General features: G+C 53.4%; 10 protein-coding genes. 6 read left to right on the top strand and 4 right to left on the bottom strand.

Features of this window, described 5'->3' with window-relative positions:
* Nucleotides 1-4: 4 nt before the first annotated feature.
* Complete coding sequence (locus tag ACI48K_RS06235) at nucleotides 5-2,692, bottom strand: adenosylcobalamin-dependent ribonucleoside-diphosphate reductase (RefSeq protein ID WP_475026694.1); 2,688 nt, start codon at nucleotides 2,690-2,692, stop codon at nucleotides 5-7.
* Nucleotides 2,693-3,687: 995 nt separating this feature from the next.
* Between ACI48K_RS06235 and ACI48K_RS06230 the strand changes: the two genes are divergently transcribed.
* The 3 genes from ACI48K_RS06230 (at nucleotide 3,688) to ACI48K_RS06220 (ending at nucleotide 7,568) form a co-directional block, all read left to right on the top strand.
* On the top strand, nucleotides 3,688-5,451 hold the full coding sequence (locus ACI48K_RS06230) for a DEAD/DEAH box helicase (RefSeq protein ID WP_475026692.1): 1,764 nt from the start codon (nucleotides 3,688-3,690) through the stop codon (nucleotides 5,449-5,451).
* 19 nt (nucleotides 5,452-5,470) lie between these two features.
* Complete coding sequence (locus ACI48K_RS06225) at nucleotides 5,471-6,418, top strand: YqhG family protein (protein WP_475026690.1); 948 nt, start codon at nucleotides 5,471-5,473, stop codon at nucleotides 6,416-6,418.
* A gap of 148 nt (nucleotides 6,419-6,566) precedes the next feature.
* Nucleotides 6,567-7,568, top strand: a complete 1,002-nt coding sequence (locus tag ACI48K_RS06220; RefSeq protein WP_475026689.1) for a hypothetical protein — start codon at nucleotides 6,567-6,569, stop codon at nucleotides 7,566-7,568.
* 748 nt (nucleotides 7,569-8,316) lie between these two features.
* Here ACI48K_RS06220 and ACI48K_RS06215 read toward each other — a convergent pair.
* The gene (locus tag ACI48K_RS06215) at nucleotides 8,317-9,303 is read right to left on the bottom strand and encodes an aldo/keto reductase (RefSeq protein WP_475026688.1); all 987 of its coding nucleotides are present in this window, start codon (nucleotides 9,301-9,303) and stop codon (nucleotides 8,317-8,319) included.
* A 229-nt stretch (nucleotides 9,304-9,532) separates the two neighbouring features.
* On the opposite strand from ACI48K_RS06215, the gene ACI48K_RS06210 reads away from it, so the two are divergent.
* From ACI48K_RS06210 to ACI48K_RS06200, 3 genes are all read left to right on the top strand, one after another.
* Entirely contained in the window at nucleotides 9,533-10,102 is a 570-nt protein-coding gene (locus tag ACI48K_RS06210; protein WP_475026687.1) for an RNA polymerase sigma factor, read from the top strand.
* The gene (locus ACI48K_RS06205) at nucleotides 10,083-11,687 is read left to right on the top strand and encodes a DUF4179 domain-containing protein (RefSeq protein ID WP_475026686.1); all 1,605 of its coding nucleotides are present in this window, start codon (nucleotides 10,083-10,085) and stop codon (nucleotides 11,685-11,687) included. The genes ACI48K_RS06210 and ACI48K_RS06205 overlap by 20 nt, the downstream gene beginning before the upstream one ends.
* A 310-nt stretch (nucleotides 11,688-11,997) precedes the next feature.
* Nucleotides 11,998-13,476, top strand: a complete 1,479-nt coding sequence (locus ACI48K_RS06200) for an Lsa family ABC-F type ribosomal protection protein (RefSeq protein ID WP_475026684.1) — start codon at nucleotides 11,998-12,000, stop codon at nucleotides 13,474-13,476.
* 542 nt (nucleotides 13,477-14,018) lie between these two features.
* Here ACI48K_RS06200 and ACI48K_RS06195 read toward each other — a convergent pair.
* Together ACI48K_RS06195 and ACI48K_RS06190 are read right to left on the bottom strand one after the other, a co-directional pair.
* Nucleotides 14,019-14,957, bottom strand: a complete 939-nt coding sequence (locus ACI48K_RS06195; protein WP_475026683.1) for a DUF1848 domain-containing protein — start codon at nucleotides 14,955-14,957, stop codon at nucleotides 14,019-14,021.
* A 183-nt stretch (nucleotides 14,958-15,140) separates the two neighbouring features.
* The gene (locus ACI48K_RS06190; RefSeq protein WP_475026682.1) at nucleotides 15,141-17,285 is read right to left on the bottom strand and encodes a glycoside hydrolase family 3 C-terminal domain-containing protein; all 2,145 of its coding nucleotides are present in this window, start codon (nucleotides 17,283-17,285) and stop codon (nucleotides 15,141-15,143) included.
* Nucleotides 17,286-17,296: the final 11 nt, after the last annotated feature.

The following is a 17,296-nucleotide window of genomic DNA, read 5'->3' as shown; positions in this document are numbered from 1 at the left end:
CACTTCAGTTGCACTTGCTATACCCGCAGTTGCTGCAGGTTTTGCAGCCTTCGATGTTGATCAGCGAAGCGGAGCCGCAGGACGGGCAGAGGTCGCGGGATGTAAACGGCGCGCTGCCGTGGTTATGGCCGGCACTGCCGTGCGATGCCGTTGCCGCATCATGGTCGTGACCGTGATCATGGCCATAATCATGAGTCGCCTCGTCATGCTGTGCTATCGTTGCGGCCACCGGTGCCGGGTCATGGTCATCGTACGGGCCGTTTTGCACGTGAGTTTCGAGCGCTTTGGCCACGGCGTCGGCAATCGATTCGACCCGGTTCGGGCCGAAGCCGATGGCCCCGGAGCCGCCGATGCCCTTCAGGTGCTTGATCAAAAGTTCGACCTTCTCGCCGTGATCTCCGTACCGCAGGAACAAGGAGCAGACGCGGCCCAGCGCTTCCGCCATGGCAAAGACGTCGGAGCCCGCTTTTCCTACGTTCAGGAAGATTTCGCCCGGAATGCCGTTCAGATCGTTGATCGTGATATAGGCCATGCCAAACGGCGTGTTGATTTTATAGGTTGCCCCGTGCAGCACTTGCGGACGTCTCTTATATTTGTTGTCGAACACCTTCTTCTTCTCGGCGTCGACGCCGGAAGTGAGGTTTTGGTCAAACCCGTTCAAAGCTGCTTGCTCGGCAGCCGAAGCGCCCGATGCGGACACCGTTTCGTTCATGGGAGCATCAACGGTTTCGGAAGCGTTCGCTTCCGTCTTGTCTTCTTTTTTCTCGGTTTGCAGCACTTGCACGTCGCGGCTACCGTCGCGGTAGATCGTTACGCCTTTGCAGCCGAGGTCAAACGCCAGCTCATACAGCCGTTTCGTGTCTTCAACGGTGAAATCCGCCGGGCAGTTGGCCGTTTTGGAAATCGAGCTGTCGACCCAACGCTGAATGGCCGCCTGCGCACGGATGTGGTCCTCCGCCGACAAGCTCATAGCGGTAACAAAGTACTCCGGCAGTTCTTCGCCAGGATGCGCGTCGATCCAATCCTGCGCGATCGGCACGAACTGCTCGTCGAAGCCAAGCCGGCTTTGGCGGTAATATTTGAAGGCGAAATACGGCTCAATACCCGTGGAGGTCCCAACCATCGTGCCCGTGCTTCCGGTCGGCGCCTGCGTGATGATCGTCACGTTACGGATGCCTTTTTCGCGAACCGCTTCGCCCACTTCCGGATAAACCTCCGTCATCACTTTCATGAAGCCGCTTTGCAAATATTTGTCCGCTTCAAACGCAGGGAAGGAGCCCTTTTCTTCCGCAATGCCGGCGGAGGCGAGATAAGCTTCCTTGGCGATGAAGCCGTATATTTTATCGAGGAATTCCAGCGATTCCGGGCTGCCGTAACGGATTTTCAGCTTGATCATCAGCTCGGCCAGGCCCATTGTTCCGAGGCCTACACGGCGCTCCTTCTTCTGGTTTTTCTCGTTTTCTTCAAAATGATATGGCGTTGTGTTGATGACATTGTCCAGGAAACGGACGGAATAACGCGTTGTTGTCGCAAGCTCTTCCCAAGCGACATCGTTCGCCTCTTCGTCATAGAACTTGGACAGGTTCATCGCCGACAGATTGCACACGCCCCAGCCCGGCAGACCTTGTTCACCGCACGGATTCGTACAGATGATCGGGTTGAAATACCAGCTGTTGGACATTTGATTGTAGTATTCCATAAAAACGACGCCCGGTTCGGCCGATTTCCAGGCCGATTCGATGATCGTATGCCAGATGTCGCGCGCCTTCACGGTACGGAAATGCACCACTTTGCGGCCGGCCGCCTTCCACTTATCAAGGTCTCCATCCCACACTTCGGTATAATCCTCGTCTGCGGTATCCGGGAAAACCAGCTCCCAATCGAGGTCTTCTTTTACGGCTTTCATAAAAGCGTTGCTCACGCAAACCGACAGGTTCGCGTTCGTCACTGCCCCCATCGTTTGCTTAACCGTAATAAAATCAAGCACGTCCGGATGCCAGTCGTTCATCATCAGCATGAGGGCTCCCCGGCGGCTGCCGCCTTGTTCGATAAGGCCGGTCGTATAGCTGAACAAGCCGCCCCATGAAACGGCGCCGCTCGACGAGCCGTTCACGCCTTTGACGACCGCGCGGCGCGGACGCAGCGAGCTGAGGTTGATGCCTACGCCGCCGCCGCGTGCCATAATTTCGGTCATTTCCGACAGCGTCTCCATGATGCCGCCGCGGCTGTCTTTTGGCGAAGGAATGACATAGCAGTTAAACAAGGTCAATTCCTCGCTGGCTCCCGCCCCGGCCGCAATCCGGCCGCCGGGAACAAGCTTCCAGTCGTCCAAAATGTAGCGGAATTTATCTTCCCATTCTTTCTGCAGCTCCGGCGTCGCTTCCACCGAAGCCATAGCCGACGCGAGCCGGTCCCACATTTCTTCAGGCGTTTTCTCGATATTGAGCGTCAGCTTCTCCACATCGGATTCGACCAGTTCGCCCCGGCGCGTCTGTACGGTGACGCTGCGTCCGTTGCGCGCGACAATTTCGCCGACTTCCTTCGTTGGAAATTTCGGATCGTCTTTCGTCAAGACCAGAACGACATCGCCGACCTTGGCATGACTTGGGTCGGGATTTTTCCAGGCGTACCGGTCCAAAAAGATTTTCTCGCTAAGCCCCTCAAGGCGCTGCTGCTTCTGCACGGTTTTCAAAGAAAACACCTCTCCTAATAAGTTTTGTAATAGTGATGCTCCTCAGCTAAGTCTTAATTACAAAACTTCACTTCGTAAGCATCGGCTAAGTTTTGTTGAGCGTCTGCTGCTACGATCATCTTCGAAACAAAACTTGCTTCGTAAGCATCCGCTTATGCGGTCAATCCGTAAAACGCATATGAATACCGTTATGATAATTCCGGCAGGTCTATCGTCAGATAAGCCTAGGATGAACACTTTCCAGTAAAAAACACAAAAAAACGGTGTTTTGCGGCACCCGGAAGCCGTATCCAACGGGATTCTGCGGTGTTCGGACGAGCCGATTTCCGCCATAAAGCCAATCGCACACTTTACATTCATATGTACAAATCACAATATATTGTGTGCGAATACCATTATACTATACAACATATCGTTATGACAGTCGGACAAACTGAAATTTTAGCCTAAAAAAAGAACCACTCTTAGTTGATCGCGCATTTGCTCCAAATCTCTCTTTTTTTCACCCCTCTCCGATGTAATCACCGTGAAAATTTTCCAATTCATCAGCTATTCCGCATAGCAGAAGTCTTTCAGGCCATTCCCCTTCTCGGAAACTGTGAATCACGCACGCTTCGCCCTCTCGCCTCTTCCGCCACCTTTGAAACCATGTCAAATCAGAGGACCGCGTGAGCTAACGAATCGTAGAAGCTTTATTTCGCGAAAAAAGGGACAACTGCGAATCTAACGGACCCAAATGCCGTTATTCAGGTCGGCTCGGCAGCAAAGGCCCGCAAAAGAGCAAAATAAGGTTATTGGAATCCGTTAGAGTTTTTTTAAAGGTCAACATTCGAAATTAACGGCTGTAGGATTCGTTAGATCTGTCAGGTTGTAGACATCTGGATTCGTTCAAAGGTTCAAAAAGCTTCAAGTCTGCAAAGTTATGAACTTTCTCTTTTTCGTCCATACTACACCTACAACAAATGCTCGATGAAGATATAGGGAGGTTTTGCATCATGAATCCGCATCCCCCAAGCACCGCAATCGAAGATTCGGACCTGTCGGCCCCCGTACCGGTCGAATTCGACCGAAGCTGGTATGGCGAGCTCGAAACCCGGAGAGACAAAGGCGGCCCATGGGACGATTGGAAGCTGTTCAACCTCGCCTACCAGGCCGAAACCGCCTCGCTCGTGACAAGCTTCGAGGAAATGCAGTGCCTGAAGCATTTGCAGAACGTGGAGCCGCTCCCGCATCAAACCGAAACCGCCCGGAAGGTGCTGTTCGAGATGCGCGGCCGCGCGATTCTTGCCGATGAAGTGGGCCTTGGCAAAACGATTGAAGCCGGACTGATTTTAAAAGAATATATTGTTCGCGGACTCGTCCGTAAAGTGCTTATCCTTGTCCCCGCCTCGCTGGTGCTTCAGTGGGTGCGGGAATTGAACCAGAAATTCGGGATTCCCGCCATCGCCCAGAAAAAAGAGCACTCGTGGCAAAACGACGTGGTCGTCGCCTCGATGGACACGGCCAAACGCGATCCTCATAAAGCGATTCTGCTTGACAACGAATACGACATGATTATTGTCGATGAAGCGCACAAGCTGAAAAACAAAAAAACGACCAACTACCAGCTCATGCTGCAGCTTCGCAAAAAATACTGCCTGCTTCTGACGGCGACGCCCGTGCAAAACGACCTCGACGAACTGTTCAACCTGATTTCCCTGCTCAAACCGGGTCAGCTTGGAGGGCAAAACGATTTTGCCGCCAATTTCGTCGTGGATAAGCGGCAGCCCAAAAACGAAGGGCAGTTGAAAGAAGAACTCTCCAAAGTCATGATCCGCAACCGGCGGATCGAAGGAGAGCTGGAATTCACCAAACGGATCGTCCGCAACATCGACGTCGAACTTTCACCGGAAGAGAAGCAATTATACGAAGGAGTCACGGCGTTTGTCAAAGACCAATACAAAGCGGCCGGCGGCGATTTAAGCAGCATGCTGTCTCTCGTGACGCTGCAGCGGGAGGTGTGCAGCAGCCGGGATGCCGTTTTCGTGACGCTCGTCAATTTATCCAAAAAGCTGGAGCCCGATTCTCCGCTCCGGGACAAAATCTGGGAGCTTGTCGGCTTGATCAAATTGATCCAGGCCAACAGCAAAGCGGAAAAAGCGATGGAGCTCATCCGGCAAATGGACGACAAAGTCATTTTATTTACCGAATACCGGGCAACGCAGGAATACCTGCTGAAATATTTGCGCGACCGGGGCATGACGGCCGTCCCTTACCGTGGCGGAATGAACCGCGGCAAAAAGGACTGGATGATGGATCTTTTCCGCGGCCGGGCTCAGGTTATGGTGGCGACCGAAGCGGGCGGCGAGGGTATCAATCTGCAGTTCTGCCACCAGATGATCAACTTCGATTTGCCGTGGAACCCGATGCGGGTCGAGCAGCGGATCGGACGCGTCCACCGGCTGGGGCAGCAAAACGATGTGCAAATTTTCAATTTATCCACCAAGGGAACCATTGAGGAGCATATCCTGAATCTGCTGCATGAAAAGATCAATATGTTCGAGATGGTGATCGGCCAGCTGGACGTCATTTTGGAACGGTTCGAGAAACAGCATTCTTTGGAAAAGAGCATTTACAAAATTCTGCTCGAATCCGGCAGCGAGGAAGAAATCGCCAACAGGGTTGAATCCCTGGGCCGTACGTTCCAAGCGATCAAAACGGAGCTGGATGTGGAGTCCTCCGCGGCCGAAAACGGGAGCGCGGAAAAACAGCTTGGATAAGGAGGCGGCCTGAACAACCATGTCGATGACCCAGGAACAAATCCGGCAGTACGTCATGACCTATTTGGATACCACGGAATGCCAAGTGATCGAAAAATCGCCTTACCACGTCACGGTCAAGCTTTCTCCCCGGGCGGACAAGGATTTGACGAACCGTCCGTATTATTGGGGGTTTATTGAGCGGACGGGCGTTGAACCCGAAACCATGTCGTTTTCGTTCATTTTTGATCCCGAACGCCACCGGCTGGCCGAGGAGAAACAAGCTTCCGCCAAACAACCTGCAGCAAACCAGCCACAGGAAGACAGCGTGCTCGGCCGCTATTTTGGCGCTGTCCGCCCCCTGCCGATCCTCGGTCCGGGGCGGATACAACGCGAGGAGCTGGCCTTCGGCAGTCCCCGGCTGAAGCAAATATTCGACGCCGCGAGGCGCGGCGGCCGCTATGTGAACCTGTACGAGGATCCCGGCCTGCTGCAGCGGGCAACTCTCTTTCCCGCCGCTTACGAGCCTTGGCTCGGCATCTGTTTCAAGGCGGAATTCTGCTGCGACATGAAGCGCGAGGAACTTCATTTTTTCGGCTTCTCCCTGAAGACCGGGAAAACCGACGAGACCTTTCTGGAAAAGCTGTCCGTCATTCCGCTCGTGCCGCGCCTGCCCGAAAATGTGCACATCGAGCCAACGAGATTTACTCTGGCGGACGGCCGAAATGCTCTTGAAGCAAAACTATCCAGCCTGCTCGCCTCCTATGACAACGGCTGGGCGGAAGGTGCGCGGGAGCGCTTAAACGATGAATTGGCGCTCATCGACGCGTATTATAAGGATCTTCTGAACGACCAGGATGAAGAGCGCACCCGGGCCGTTCGCGAACAATACGAATCGCGGCGCAGTGAAATACGCTGGCAGTATGAGCCGAGAATTGTCGTATCCGCCTTGGCGTGCGGCATCTTTCATCTGCGTTCGCCGAGGTAACCACAAATTGACCGTTCTCGCTAAAAGACCGCAAAAATAGAAGCGGCTTTCGTCCATCCGGCGCGACAGGTTGCAACAACCTTTTCGAGCGAGCTCCGGTACAATTTGGACAAGCCTTAAAACCGAAGGAAACGGCAGGTGAAAAACCTTGAAATCTCCTAAAGTCTGGCCCGTCGCTATAAAAATTTTGCTGTGCACCGGCATTTTGCTTCCCGTCTCCGGACTGCAGCCCCGCGAACCGGGGGTGTTTGCGCTGGGTAACGGAGCCGTCATGAACATGGCCCAATCGGCGGCTTTGGCCCCCCAAGAACTGCAGAAGTTCGCCGACGACACGATCGGGAGGCTCGCGGCTACCCCCGAATTCTCCGCCTGGGCCGGGAGCGTGACGACCATCGAACCGCTTGGCCCCGGAACGCGCAGTTGGCTCATCACGATCCATGGCGGCAAAACAGATGAACACAACGCTTCCCCGCTCGGTTATCTCATCGTATCCGCCACGGGAAACGGAGAGTATAAACTCGTCGAATACGGCAAAGGCGACGGATCTTTGTTCGCCAAACCAACGCTTGAATACGGATTGAGCGGGCTTATGGGCTCGGCAGGTTCGAGGCCTAAACCGGAGCTTAGTCCGGTTCCGCTGTACGCAGGCCCCACACTCGCTGCCTGGAAGGTTGCGCTGCCGGGCATCCCCGCTTCCCCGGGATTCCTCGATGCACTTACCGGCGAACAGCTCCCGGAGAGCAAAATAAGCTGGGAGCGGCAAGCAGAGGGATATCTTCCGCCGCCGTCGGCTGCGGGGAGCGGCGGAACTCTTCTGACGCCCGGCCCGCTCACGGCAATATCCCGAAGCTTCGATCCGTACGAGAACCTGCTCTGGATGACGGGCAAAGCCCTCCCGGTTTCGACGGACAATTTCATCAAGGTGCTTGAAGCGAGCAAACGGCTTGTTCTCGCCGCCTCCGGTCCGGAGCGCACTTATTCTATTCCTTATCCGGTTTACGGTTACCAGCTATGGACCGGCGGCGATTCTTCGGCTAAAAGCAGTCAAGCCGCTTCCATCTATGTGTTAACCGGCACGGAGACCTCCATGCGCCTGATTGCGCTGGATGCCCTTCTTGACTCCGGTAGTTTCATAGAGTATCCGGAATAAAAAAATCAAAACCGTTTTTTTGGACTATGACCAAAAACGGTATGTAGTATTTTGTATGCAGCTAGAATGATCAGAACCTGCAGCGAACAAGCGAATGGGCATCTGTTGTCCAGCTCCTAAGCTTCTAACGAATCGAAATGACGTTATATAGAAGCTGAGTATTCCGGTCACTTGAAAACTTCTCCTGGTCGGGGGAGGTTTCTTTTTTTGTGATTCAGAACAAACTAAAACAAGCTATCCCCTCTATTTTGAGAGTACAGCTTGTTCATAAATTTTTATCGTACTGAAGAGGCTTTGGTCGCACCGCGTGCAGCTTCCAACGCGCGGTGTTTCGCTGCATGACGGTTAGAAGAAAATAAGATATAAAGGAACAAAAGGACGCTATTGGAGCAATACTCCCCGTTTTGCGTGAAATAGAGGCCCAAAATGGCGCTATTTTCACGAATCACCGGAAAACCGTCTTATTGGGCTTCGTTTGCTCCAAGATAAGACCCAAAAATGCCTCTATTGATGAGAAATACGCTGGAATCTGGAAAATAAGACCCTAACGTGCCGCTATTTTATGTGGTGCCGTTAGCCAACTGTCCTCAGTCGAGTGCACTTAGTCAGGAGCACTTAGTCAGTACATAGTCAGAACTGCCCTTGCTATGAAAATGCCGCCGACAGATGACTCCCGTTATCTCCGGTTCGATCCGCCGGATTACCGAAAGCACTTATATTTCTCCTGTCCTTGTGGAGCCGACTCTGCTTACAGGTTCAAGCTCTTCATGCTCGCCGCAGCATACCGGTCTCCGAGAGCGATGCCTTTGGGGGCGATTTCGTCGATGGCTGCGAGCTCATCGTTCGTCAACTCCACGTTCAGGGCTCCGATGTTTTCTTCCAAATAAGACACGCGTTTGGTCCCGGGAATCGGCACGATGTCTTCTCCTTGTGCGAGCAGCCAAGCCAGCGCCAATTGCGAAGGCTTGCAGCCTTTTTGTTCCGAGATCGATTTGACGTGCTCGACCAGCTCAAGGTTTTTGCTGAAGTTCTCCCCTTGGAAGCGCGGTAAAAACCGGCGGAAATCGTCTTCAGCAAGATCTTCGAATTTCGTAATTTGACCCGTCAGAAACCCTCTGCCCAGCGGGCTGTAGGAAACGAATCCGATGCCGAGCTCACGGCAGGTCGGCAGGATTTCATCCTCCACTTCCCGGCTCCAAAGCGAGAACTCGGTTTGCAGGGCGGTAATCGGATGCACCGCGTTTGCGCGTCTGATGGTGGCCGCCGAGGCCTCGGACATGCCGAGATAACGAACCTTGCCCTCCCGTACCAGATCGGCCATAGCGCCGATGGTCTCTTCGATCGGCGTGTCCGGATCGACGCGATGCTGATAATACAAATCGATATGATCCACGCCCAGGCGCCGCAGGCTGGCTTCACAAGCCGCTTTCACATACTCGGGCCGCCCGTTAATTCCTAAACGCTCGCCGTTTGGCCCCCGCACATTTCCGAATTTGGTGGCCAGCACGACTTTGTTCCGCTGTCCGGCAATGGCTTTTCCGACCAGCTCTTCATTTTGGCCGACTCCGTACATATCCGCGGTATCGAGCAGCGTCACGCCGAGCGCAAGCGCCCGGTGAATAGTCCGAATGGATTCCTGCTCATCGCGGCCGCTGTAGAATTCCGACATCCCCATACAGCCTAGTCCAAGCGCGGAAACTTCCAAATTTGCTTTTCCGAGTTTTCTTGTTTTCATGTTCATAACCCCTTTCCGTTCACTTCTAACCCTAAGTTGGTTTTCGATTCTCATACTACTACCTCGAGTTTGCTCTAAGTCAAGTGTTTTTTATGCCTTTGCTTTAGAACTCGTTGTCTTTTTGTGGATCATGCTGTAACGTTTCTTTCCGGATGTCGTTAAAGTAGGTGGAATGACAAAAAGATGTCGCTGCGCAGCGAACCTTTTTGGATAGGAGGAAACCTCGAACATGCAGGACGATCTGGATGCGATCAAGCGGGTTTTGGGCGGCGATTCCCAAAGCTACGGCTTCCTCGTTGATAAATATAAGGACAAGCTTTTCAGTTATATGTACGGGATGAGCGGAAGCCGCCAGGATGCCCAGGATTTAACCCAGGAGGTATTCGTAAAAGCTTACTTCAAGCTGGACCGTTATACGGGCGAATCCCGGTTTTGGACCTGGCTGTACCGGATTGCCACCAATCATTGCATCGACGCGCTTCGCAAACGCAAGCGGAGACCGGCAATTCTCCCTCTGGAGCTGGCCGAGCCCACCTACGTCAACACCCCGGAGAACGCCATGCTGCAAAAGGAACGCCGGCAAATGGTACAAAACCTGGTGCTTCAGTTACCCGAAACGTACCGCGTCGTATTTTTGCTCCGGTATAACCAGCAGCTAAGCTGCAAAGAAATCGGCGATATCCTGGGGTTATCGGAAAACAATGTGCGGGCGCGCCTTTACCGCGCCAGACAGAAACTTCAAGAGGCCGTACGCGGCGGCAGGGAAGGAGGAAATTTGGATGAAATGCTTAACCTTTGAGCAATGGATGAGATATATCGACGGTGAAATGGAGCCGCAGCAGAGGATTGAAGCGGAAAAACATATCCTTGAATGCCCGGACTGCCGGAAGCAGCGCGATAAATGGCTGGAACAAGAGGACCTCTTGGATGAATTGGCTTTCGGAGCGATAGGGCCGGATGTCTCCTTCACGGAAAATGTCATGCGGGAAATCGAAACCCGAAGCAGGAAGCCCAGGAAACGAATTGCGGAGGCTTTCCGGAAAGGAGGTTTTTTCAAAAGAGCCGCCGTAATTGCCGCAGCTTTGACGCTGCTGTTATCTCTTGGCAGTCTCGTATCTCCCGCGCTGGCGGGCGGATTTCACTTTCTCTTTGAGCTGATCCAGGGCGATCAAGGCGCCCGGCAGGCGGCGGAGGACGGTGCTGCCGTTCCTTCGGACGCGGCCGTTACCGATCAAGGCATCACCTTCCGGGCGAAGGAAGTAATTGCCGATCCGTTCCGCCTGTCGATCATGTACGGCCTCGAGCAAAACGGACAGCCGCTTGACGCCATTGCCGTCGAAGACGGAGTCCTTCCCGCCGACCCTAACCGGGAAATTGGGACCACGAAAATCAATGCAACCGATGAATCCGGCGGAGATATCAACATTCGCTATACCATCCGCAGCGAGGGGCCAAACGGCGTGCTTGAGCTGATGTTCAATAATCCTTTGGTGTCGGCTGGCCCAGGCGGAGCCGCCGATATCCCCGACCGGATTATCGTGCACTTCGAGGTCCGCCGGCTCGGAGACGTGAAAGGCAACTGGGACCTCGATGTCCCCGTTGATTTTACGAATTACAAGTCAATGGCGCGCCAATGGCCGATCAACCAAGATTTTGCGGCGCCCGAGGGGATTCGGCTCCATCTGGATCAAATCCGATCGGGTCCCAGCGCGGCCGCGGTTTATTATGAATTGAAAGGCCCCGATAACTTCCTAGGAATCGCCTATCAAATCACCGACGGGAAAGGAAAAGTGTTGGGAGCCTGGGACGGAACCCCGATCGCGGGGCTCAGGCAGGGCGAGAAAAACGTAAGCGAAAGCTATCAGTCCGGAGCGGGTATAAACGGGATACGGCAGGATCTGTTTCTACCGTTTGGAGACCCGAAGAAGCTTCGTTTCGAGCTTACCGGGCTGTATTCGAGGGAACCGGCGGACTTTAAATTTTCTTTTGCGGCGGACGATGTTCAGGACCATCCGGTAAAGACGGAGTATCAAGGCATGCGGATTACTGTCGGCAAGGTTTGGCAGAAGACGGATACGGCTCCTCTATCCATCCCATTGGCTGAGGGCGAAGCCTACCTGTCGGGCAAAGGAGTCGTCGTCGAACTTGACACCGATCAGGGGCAGACTAAGCGGAACTTCATCCATTGGGGAGTTAATGTGCAAAATAACGGTCCCGGCGGCGCGGTCCAAGACTACGCCAAGGTGACCAAAGACAAACAGGGCAATTACAGTTCCCATATCTGGCTGTTCATCCCGAATGCGAGTCTTCCGGAGAAAATCACGCTGTCCAGCGATCTGCTGGAGAAAAAAACGCCTGTCCGCTGGATCGTCAACATTCACTGATCCCCTTGTCTTTCCCGCTTGGGCGAAGTTGAGTTTTGAAAATGGGTGTGTTATATTACACTTGAATTAAGACCGAAGGAGTTGAAAGGAACATGTAAAATTTCTTGCTCAGAATGATAAAACCGCAAAGTGAGAAGCAGCTTTGTTTCTCGCGCGTTTTATTCTTTTGGCAGGAAAGTTACTGATCCTTTCACTCAAACGATATATCCTTATTCGACGCCACACGTGGGTTGAATTTGCCGTATCCATTTGAGCTGCAAGAAGTAACTTTCTTGCGGCTTTTATTTTTGCGTGCAGGAGGATATTTATCATGTCATTAGTCAATGTAAAAAATCTGTCGTTTGCCTATGAGGGCAGCTACGATCCTATTTTCGAGAACGTCAGCTTTCAAATCGATACCGATTGGAAGCTGGGTTTTACGGGGAGAAACGGGCGCGGAAAAACGACGTTTCTGAATCTGCTGCTCGGAAAGTACGAATACGGCGGCAGCATATCGGCCGATATCGGCTTCGAGTATTTCCCTTTTCAAGTCGAAAATAAAGAGTTCAATACCCTCGATGTTATCGCCGACATTTACCCGGATTATGTCCATTGGGAACTGATGCGCGAACTGTCGCTGCTGCAGGTTTCCGAGGACGTGTTATACCGCCCTTTCGGTTCGTTGTCGGACGGAGAGCAGACGAAAGTGATGCTGGCCGCTCTTTTCCTGAAGGAAGACCGCTTCCTGCTCATCGACGAACCGACGAACCATCTGGACATGGAAGCCAGAGAACTTGTCAGCGACTACCTGGGCGCCAAAAGCGGCTTTATTCTCGTATCCCATGACCGGGCGTTTCTCGATAACTGCGTGGATCATATTCTGTCCATCAACAAAACCAACATTGAAGTTCAAAAAGGTAATTTCTCCGATTGGTGGCAAAATAAAGAACGCCAGGACCATTTCGAGCAAGCCGAAAACGACAAGCTGCGCAAAGACGTCAAGCGGCTGTCCGAAGCGGCGAAACGTACAAACAACTGGTCGCATGAAGTGGAAAAAACGAAAAACGGAACCCGGAACTCCGGCTCCAAGGTGGATAAAGGATACATCGGCCACAAAGCCGCCAAAATGATGAAACGCTCGAAAAGCATGGAGCAGCGGCAGCAATCGGCGATCGAGGAAAAATCCCGGCTGCTCAAAAATGTGGAAAGCTCGGAAAATCTGAAGCTGTCGCAGCTTGCTTACCACAAAAGCCAACTCGCCCAATTGGACCATGTGTCGATCCATTATGCCGACAAGACGGCCTGCCGGGATATCGGCTTTACGATTAACCAAGGGGACCGAATTGCGCTCACCGGTAAAAACGGCTCGGGCAAATCCAGCATTCTCAAGCTGATTTGCGGAGAGCCTCTCAGCCACACGGGCACGCTCCATGTAGGAAGCCAGCTAAAAATATCCTACGTGTCCCAAGACACTTCACACTTGCGCGGAAATCTTTCGGATTACGCCAGAGACCAGGATATTGACGAAAGTCTGTTTAAGGCGATCCTTCGGAAGCTCGATTTCTCCAGAGATCAGTTTGAAAAGGATCTTTCGGATTACAGCGGCGGACAAAAGAAAAAAGTGCTGCTCGCCAAAAGCCTTTCCGAAAAAGCCCATTTGCTCGTCTGGGATGAGCCGCTCAATTTCATCGACGTCATTTCCCGCATGCAGATCGAAGAACTGCTGCTAGATTCCGCCCCGACCGTACTGTTCGTAGAGCATGACCGGGAATTCTGCGATAACATCGCGACCAAGATCGTGGAGCTTTGAGGCGGGATCCGGGCAGACCGGCAAACCGGTTTGTTTGATATTTGGCTGCCGAGCCTTAACCGTTCTCCATTCTCCCTAGATAGCGGAATTTTTTGGCCCTATTTCCACTGAAAGCCTCATTTTGGATAAATAGCGCCGTTTTATGGCCTTATTTCTGCAGGAGAGCTCCTTTTCCCCTCGATTTGGGACGTTTTGCCGAAAATAGGGCCATTTTGTATCGCTATTTTCTGAAAAACGCGGTTTGGGAATGAAATAAGGCCATTTTGTACCGCTATTCGAGAAATCGCCGTTTGCCGTTTATTATTTATTCCAGGCCAGGATGGTCCCGTTCAGCGCCTGCCGCTCCCCGCGGCAAAAGCCAAAGTAAGCCGGTCCCACGCCCGACTGGGCTGAATCCGGCTGACGAGCAGCTCACCCTCGATGACGAGCTACACTCCGGCCGCTCGGATCGCCCTCAATGCCGGCAGCACGAGGGCCTGCGCGCCGTGCATCAAGGGCAACTCCAATTTACTTTTGAAACGGCCGCTCTTTTTGTACGACTCTCAAAACAAATACGGCTGCGATTCCTTCAGCGATTTGGCTTCCCTGTCGGTGATGAGATCACCGGGATTCGGCTCGCCGATTAACAGGGGCGACTGTTTATCATGAAGCCTCATATTGTTCACAACCGCAGCCTGGCTGGCGGTGGCATAGCAATACAGACATCCGTATGGACAGGAGTCATATCCCCCGATATCCACACTCTGAATACATCCACACTCCAAACGTTGATTGGGGTCTTTTTTAGCGCTGATCGGACAGCCGATTACGCTTTCAATCATCCCTTGATCGATGCAAGAACCATGGGTTATTCCGTACCGCTCAAGATCGATTTTTTCGGAACAGGTGGATAACTGAATGCGGTGCTCGGCGGCGATTTTGGCAAACCCCTCGGCGATGCGGTTCATGTTCGTTTCGGTCAATTCTTCGTCAATCGTGCCTCTGGCTCTCTTTTTCATTTTGGCGTAAAGATCAACATAACTGAACATGCATCTGTCCGTGTATTCTCCGAGCGATTCGGCCATTCTTGCAAAGGTCTCCAGGTGATACCGCACGCTCATCTCCTCGTTTACGATTACGGGATCGTAGCGCCATACCACCCGCCCGGCGCCGATTTGTCCGCTCAGCTTCTTGAAGGTCTCGATGATTTCCGTTTTCGGCGGCAGCCCCGGTTCTACGGATTTGCCGTACGGGGTCAACGTGAATTGGAAATAAAACGGGTAACCCATTTCCTCGATAGCCTTCAGTTTTCCCAGCATCGGCTGCGGATTTTTCGTCCAGAACACGATACAATCCACGACATCCGGGTTTAAAACGACCCGGCTGACGCGCTGCGGATTCATCGGGTTTTTGACCAGCACGAATCCTTCCTTCAAACGGTTCATCAGCCAATCCGCATAAAAAGCCGGGATATCGGTCCGCCGGCTCGCGCTGATAATCATGTTTACCACCTTCACTTCCGGTAAGAATCCAACTCTCCATAGGAACATGTGTACTTATATTTTACACGAAAGACGGAGGTTTAGGCAAAACGGTGATTTTCCGTTGTTTAAACAGAAAAAAGCTCTTCCCTCCCCGAAAAGGGAAAGAAGAGCCCCTGTTGCGGCATTCAAGCCGCATAAAATTTATATCATAAAAAATGAGACATGATTGACGGATTGCCCCGTCAATTCTTCACTTCGCCCGTCCGGCTGGCTTCCCCCGATATGAACGCGGAATTCTCCCGGTTCCAGAACGGACGCCCCCTCCTCGGTGATCAGGGCCATGCTTTCCGGTTTGATTTCGAAGCTGACCGTCTCTTGACGCCCCGGCTCCAGGTACAGTTTCTTGATACCGACAAGCTGACGGATCGGAACCCGGACGGAAGCTTCGACATCCTCGAGATAACATTGTACAACCTCGCTGCCGGCCGCTTGACCGGCATTTTTCACCGTGACGGAAGCAACGACCGGTTGTCCGGCTTGAACGGCAGTATTGGAGAGCGTTAATTCGCTGTACTCGAAACAGGTAAAGCTCAAGCCGTACCCAAACGGATACAGCGGTTTCGCCTGCGAAAAACGGTAAGTCCGGTTCTCCATCGAATAGTCTTCAAACGGCGGCAAGTCGTCCAGCGAGGCTGGAAAAGTTACGGGCAGCCGTCCGCAAGGATTGAAATCCCCGAACAGGATATCGGCGACGCCCTCTCCTCCCTGGCCTCCCGGATACCAGGCTTCCAGAATAGCCGGAATATGCTCCTCGGCCCAGGATACCTGAAGCGCACTGCCGTTTTGGAGCACCAGCACGACCGGCGTGCCGGTGGCATGAATGGCTTCGAGCAGCGCTTGCTGCACGCTTGGCAGCTCCAGGTACACTCGGTCGCCCGCGGCATCGGAATTGAAAGCGTCCCCGTTCTCCCCTTCAATCCGCGAGGATAATCCAAGGCACAGGACCGTCACATCCGCCCGCTCAGCCGCAGACACCGCTTCGGAGAAGCCGACGCGATCCATGGAGGTCACCATGCTTTGCCCCTGGTTATTGAGCAAGTCGCAGCCCTTGGCGTAATAAATGCGCGTCTGCGGCGATACGGCACGCCGGATGCCGTCCAGCAAAGTCACGGGATGCGACGGGGTACCGTTATAATTGCCGAGCAGCACTTCGCGATCGTCCGCGTTAGGGCCGATGACGGCGATGGATTTCAGTTCCTTGGACAAGGGAAGCAGACTGCCTGCATTCTTGAGCAAAACGGCGCTTTCTCTGGCCGCCTTGCGGGCAAGCTCGCGATGTTCCTCGCAATCGACGACTTCATAAGGAATGGAGGCATAAGGCACCCGTTCTTCCGGATCAAACATTCCCAATTTGAAACGGGTCCGCAGCACACGCCGCAGCGCGTGATCTATCTCCTCTTCCGTCAGCATCCCTTCAAGGTATGCCTGATTTAAAAAGCGATAGGTTCCTCCGCAGTGCAGCTCGCAGCCGCTTTTTACCGCCTTCGCGGCGGCTTCCGCTTCGTTTGCGGCCGTCTTGTGGAACTCGCTGATGAAATAAATGGCGCCGCAGTCGGATACGACATGTCCTTTAAAGCCCCATTCTTCCCGCAGCACATCCTCCAGCAGCCAGCGATTGTTCGAGCACGGCTCCCCGTTGAGCCGATTGTAGGCCGACATGACGGCCTCCACATGGGCTTCGGTCACCGAAGCGCGGAAGGCGGGAAAGTAGGTTTCCCGCATATCCTTGACGGAAACCCGCGAATCGAAGGATTCGCGATTCTTCTCAGGCCCGCTGTGCACCGCAAAGTGCTTGGCGCAGGCAGCCACCTTAAGATAATCGGGGTCGTCTCCCTGCAGCCCCCGAATGAAAGCAACCGCCAGCTCGGAGGTTAAATACGGATCTTCCCCGTAGGTTTCCTGCCCCCGGCCCCATCTTGGATCCCGAAAAATATTGACGTTCGGAGCCCACATCGTCAGACCTTTATAGCTCCCCCTGTCTCCCTGGCGCACGAATTCATGATGCTTGGCTCTCGCCTCGCCGGATATGACCTCGGCCACCCGCAGCAGCAGGTTGGAATCAAAGGTCGCCGCGAGTCCGATCGCCTGGGGAAACACCGTCGCGACCCCGGCCCGCGCAACGCCGTGCAGCGACTCATTCCACCAGTTGTACGCCGGAATGTCCAGCGGTTCGATCGCGGGCGCGTCGTGCAATAACTGCGACAGCTTTTCTTTCGGCGTCAGACGGCGTACCAGATCCTCCACCCGTTCCTCAAGCGGCAGGTCAACGTTTAAATAGGCTTTCATCGGTTTGATCT

The organism is Paenibacillus terrisolis (genome assembly GCF_056171975.1).
Note: the sequence above shows the minus strand (reverse complement) of the source record. Positions and strands in the feature narration are given on the sequence as shown.

Coding starts and splice junctions, on each gene's coding strand:
- ACI48K_RS06225 (WP_475026690.1), top strand. CDS start 5,471: ATGTCGATGACCCAGGAACAAATCCGGCAGTACGTCATGACCTATTTG.
- ACI48K_RS06210 (WP_475026687.1), top strand. CDS start 9,533: ATGCAGGACGATCTGGATGCGATCAAGCGGGTTTTGGGCGGCGATTCC.
- ACI48K_RS06195 (WP_475026683.1), bottom strand. CDS start 14,957: ATGATTATCAGCGCGAGCCGGCGGACCGATATCCCGGCTTTTTATGCG.
- ACI48K_RS06200 (WP_475026684.1), top strand. CDS start 11,998: ATGTCATTAGTCAATGTAAAAAATCTGTCGTTTGCCTATGAGGGCAGC.
- ACI48K_RS06205 (WP_475026686.1), top strand. CDS start 10,083: ATGAAATGCTTAACCTTTGAGCAATGGATGAGATATATCGACGGTGAA.
- ACI48K_RS06215 (WP_475026688.1), bottom strand. CDS start 9,303: ATGAAAACAAGAAAACTCGGAAAAGCAAATTTGGAAGTTTCCGCGCTT.
- ACI48K_RS06190 (WP_475026682.1), bottom strand. CDS start 17,285: ATGAAAGCCTATTTAAACGTTGACCTGCCGCTTGAGGAACGGGTGGAG.
- ACI48K_RS06230 (WP_475026692.1), top strand. CDS start 3,688: ATGAATCCGCATCCCCCAAGCACCGCAATCGAAGATTCGGACCTGTCG.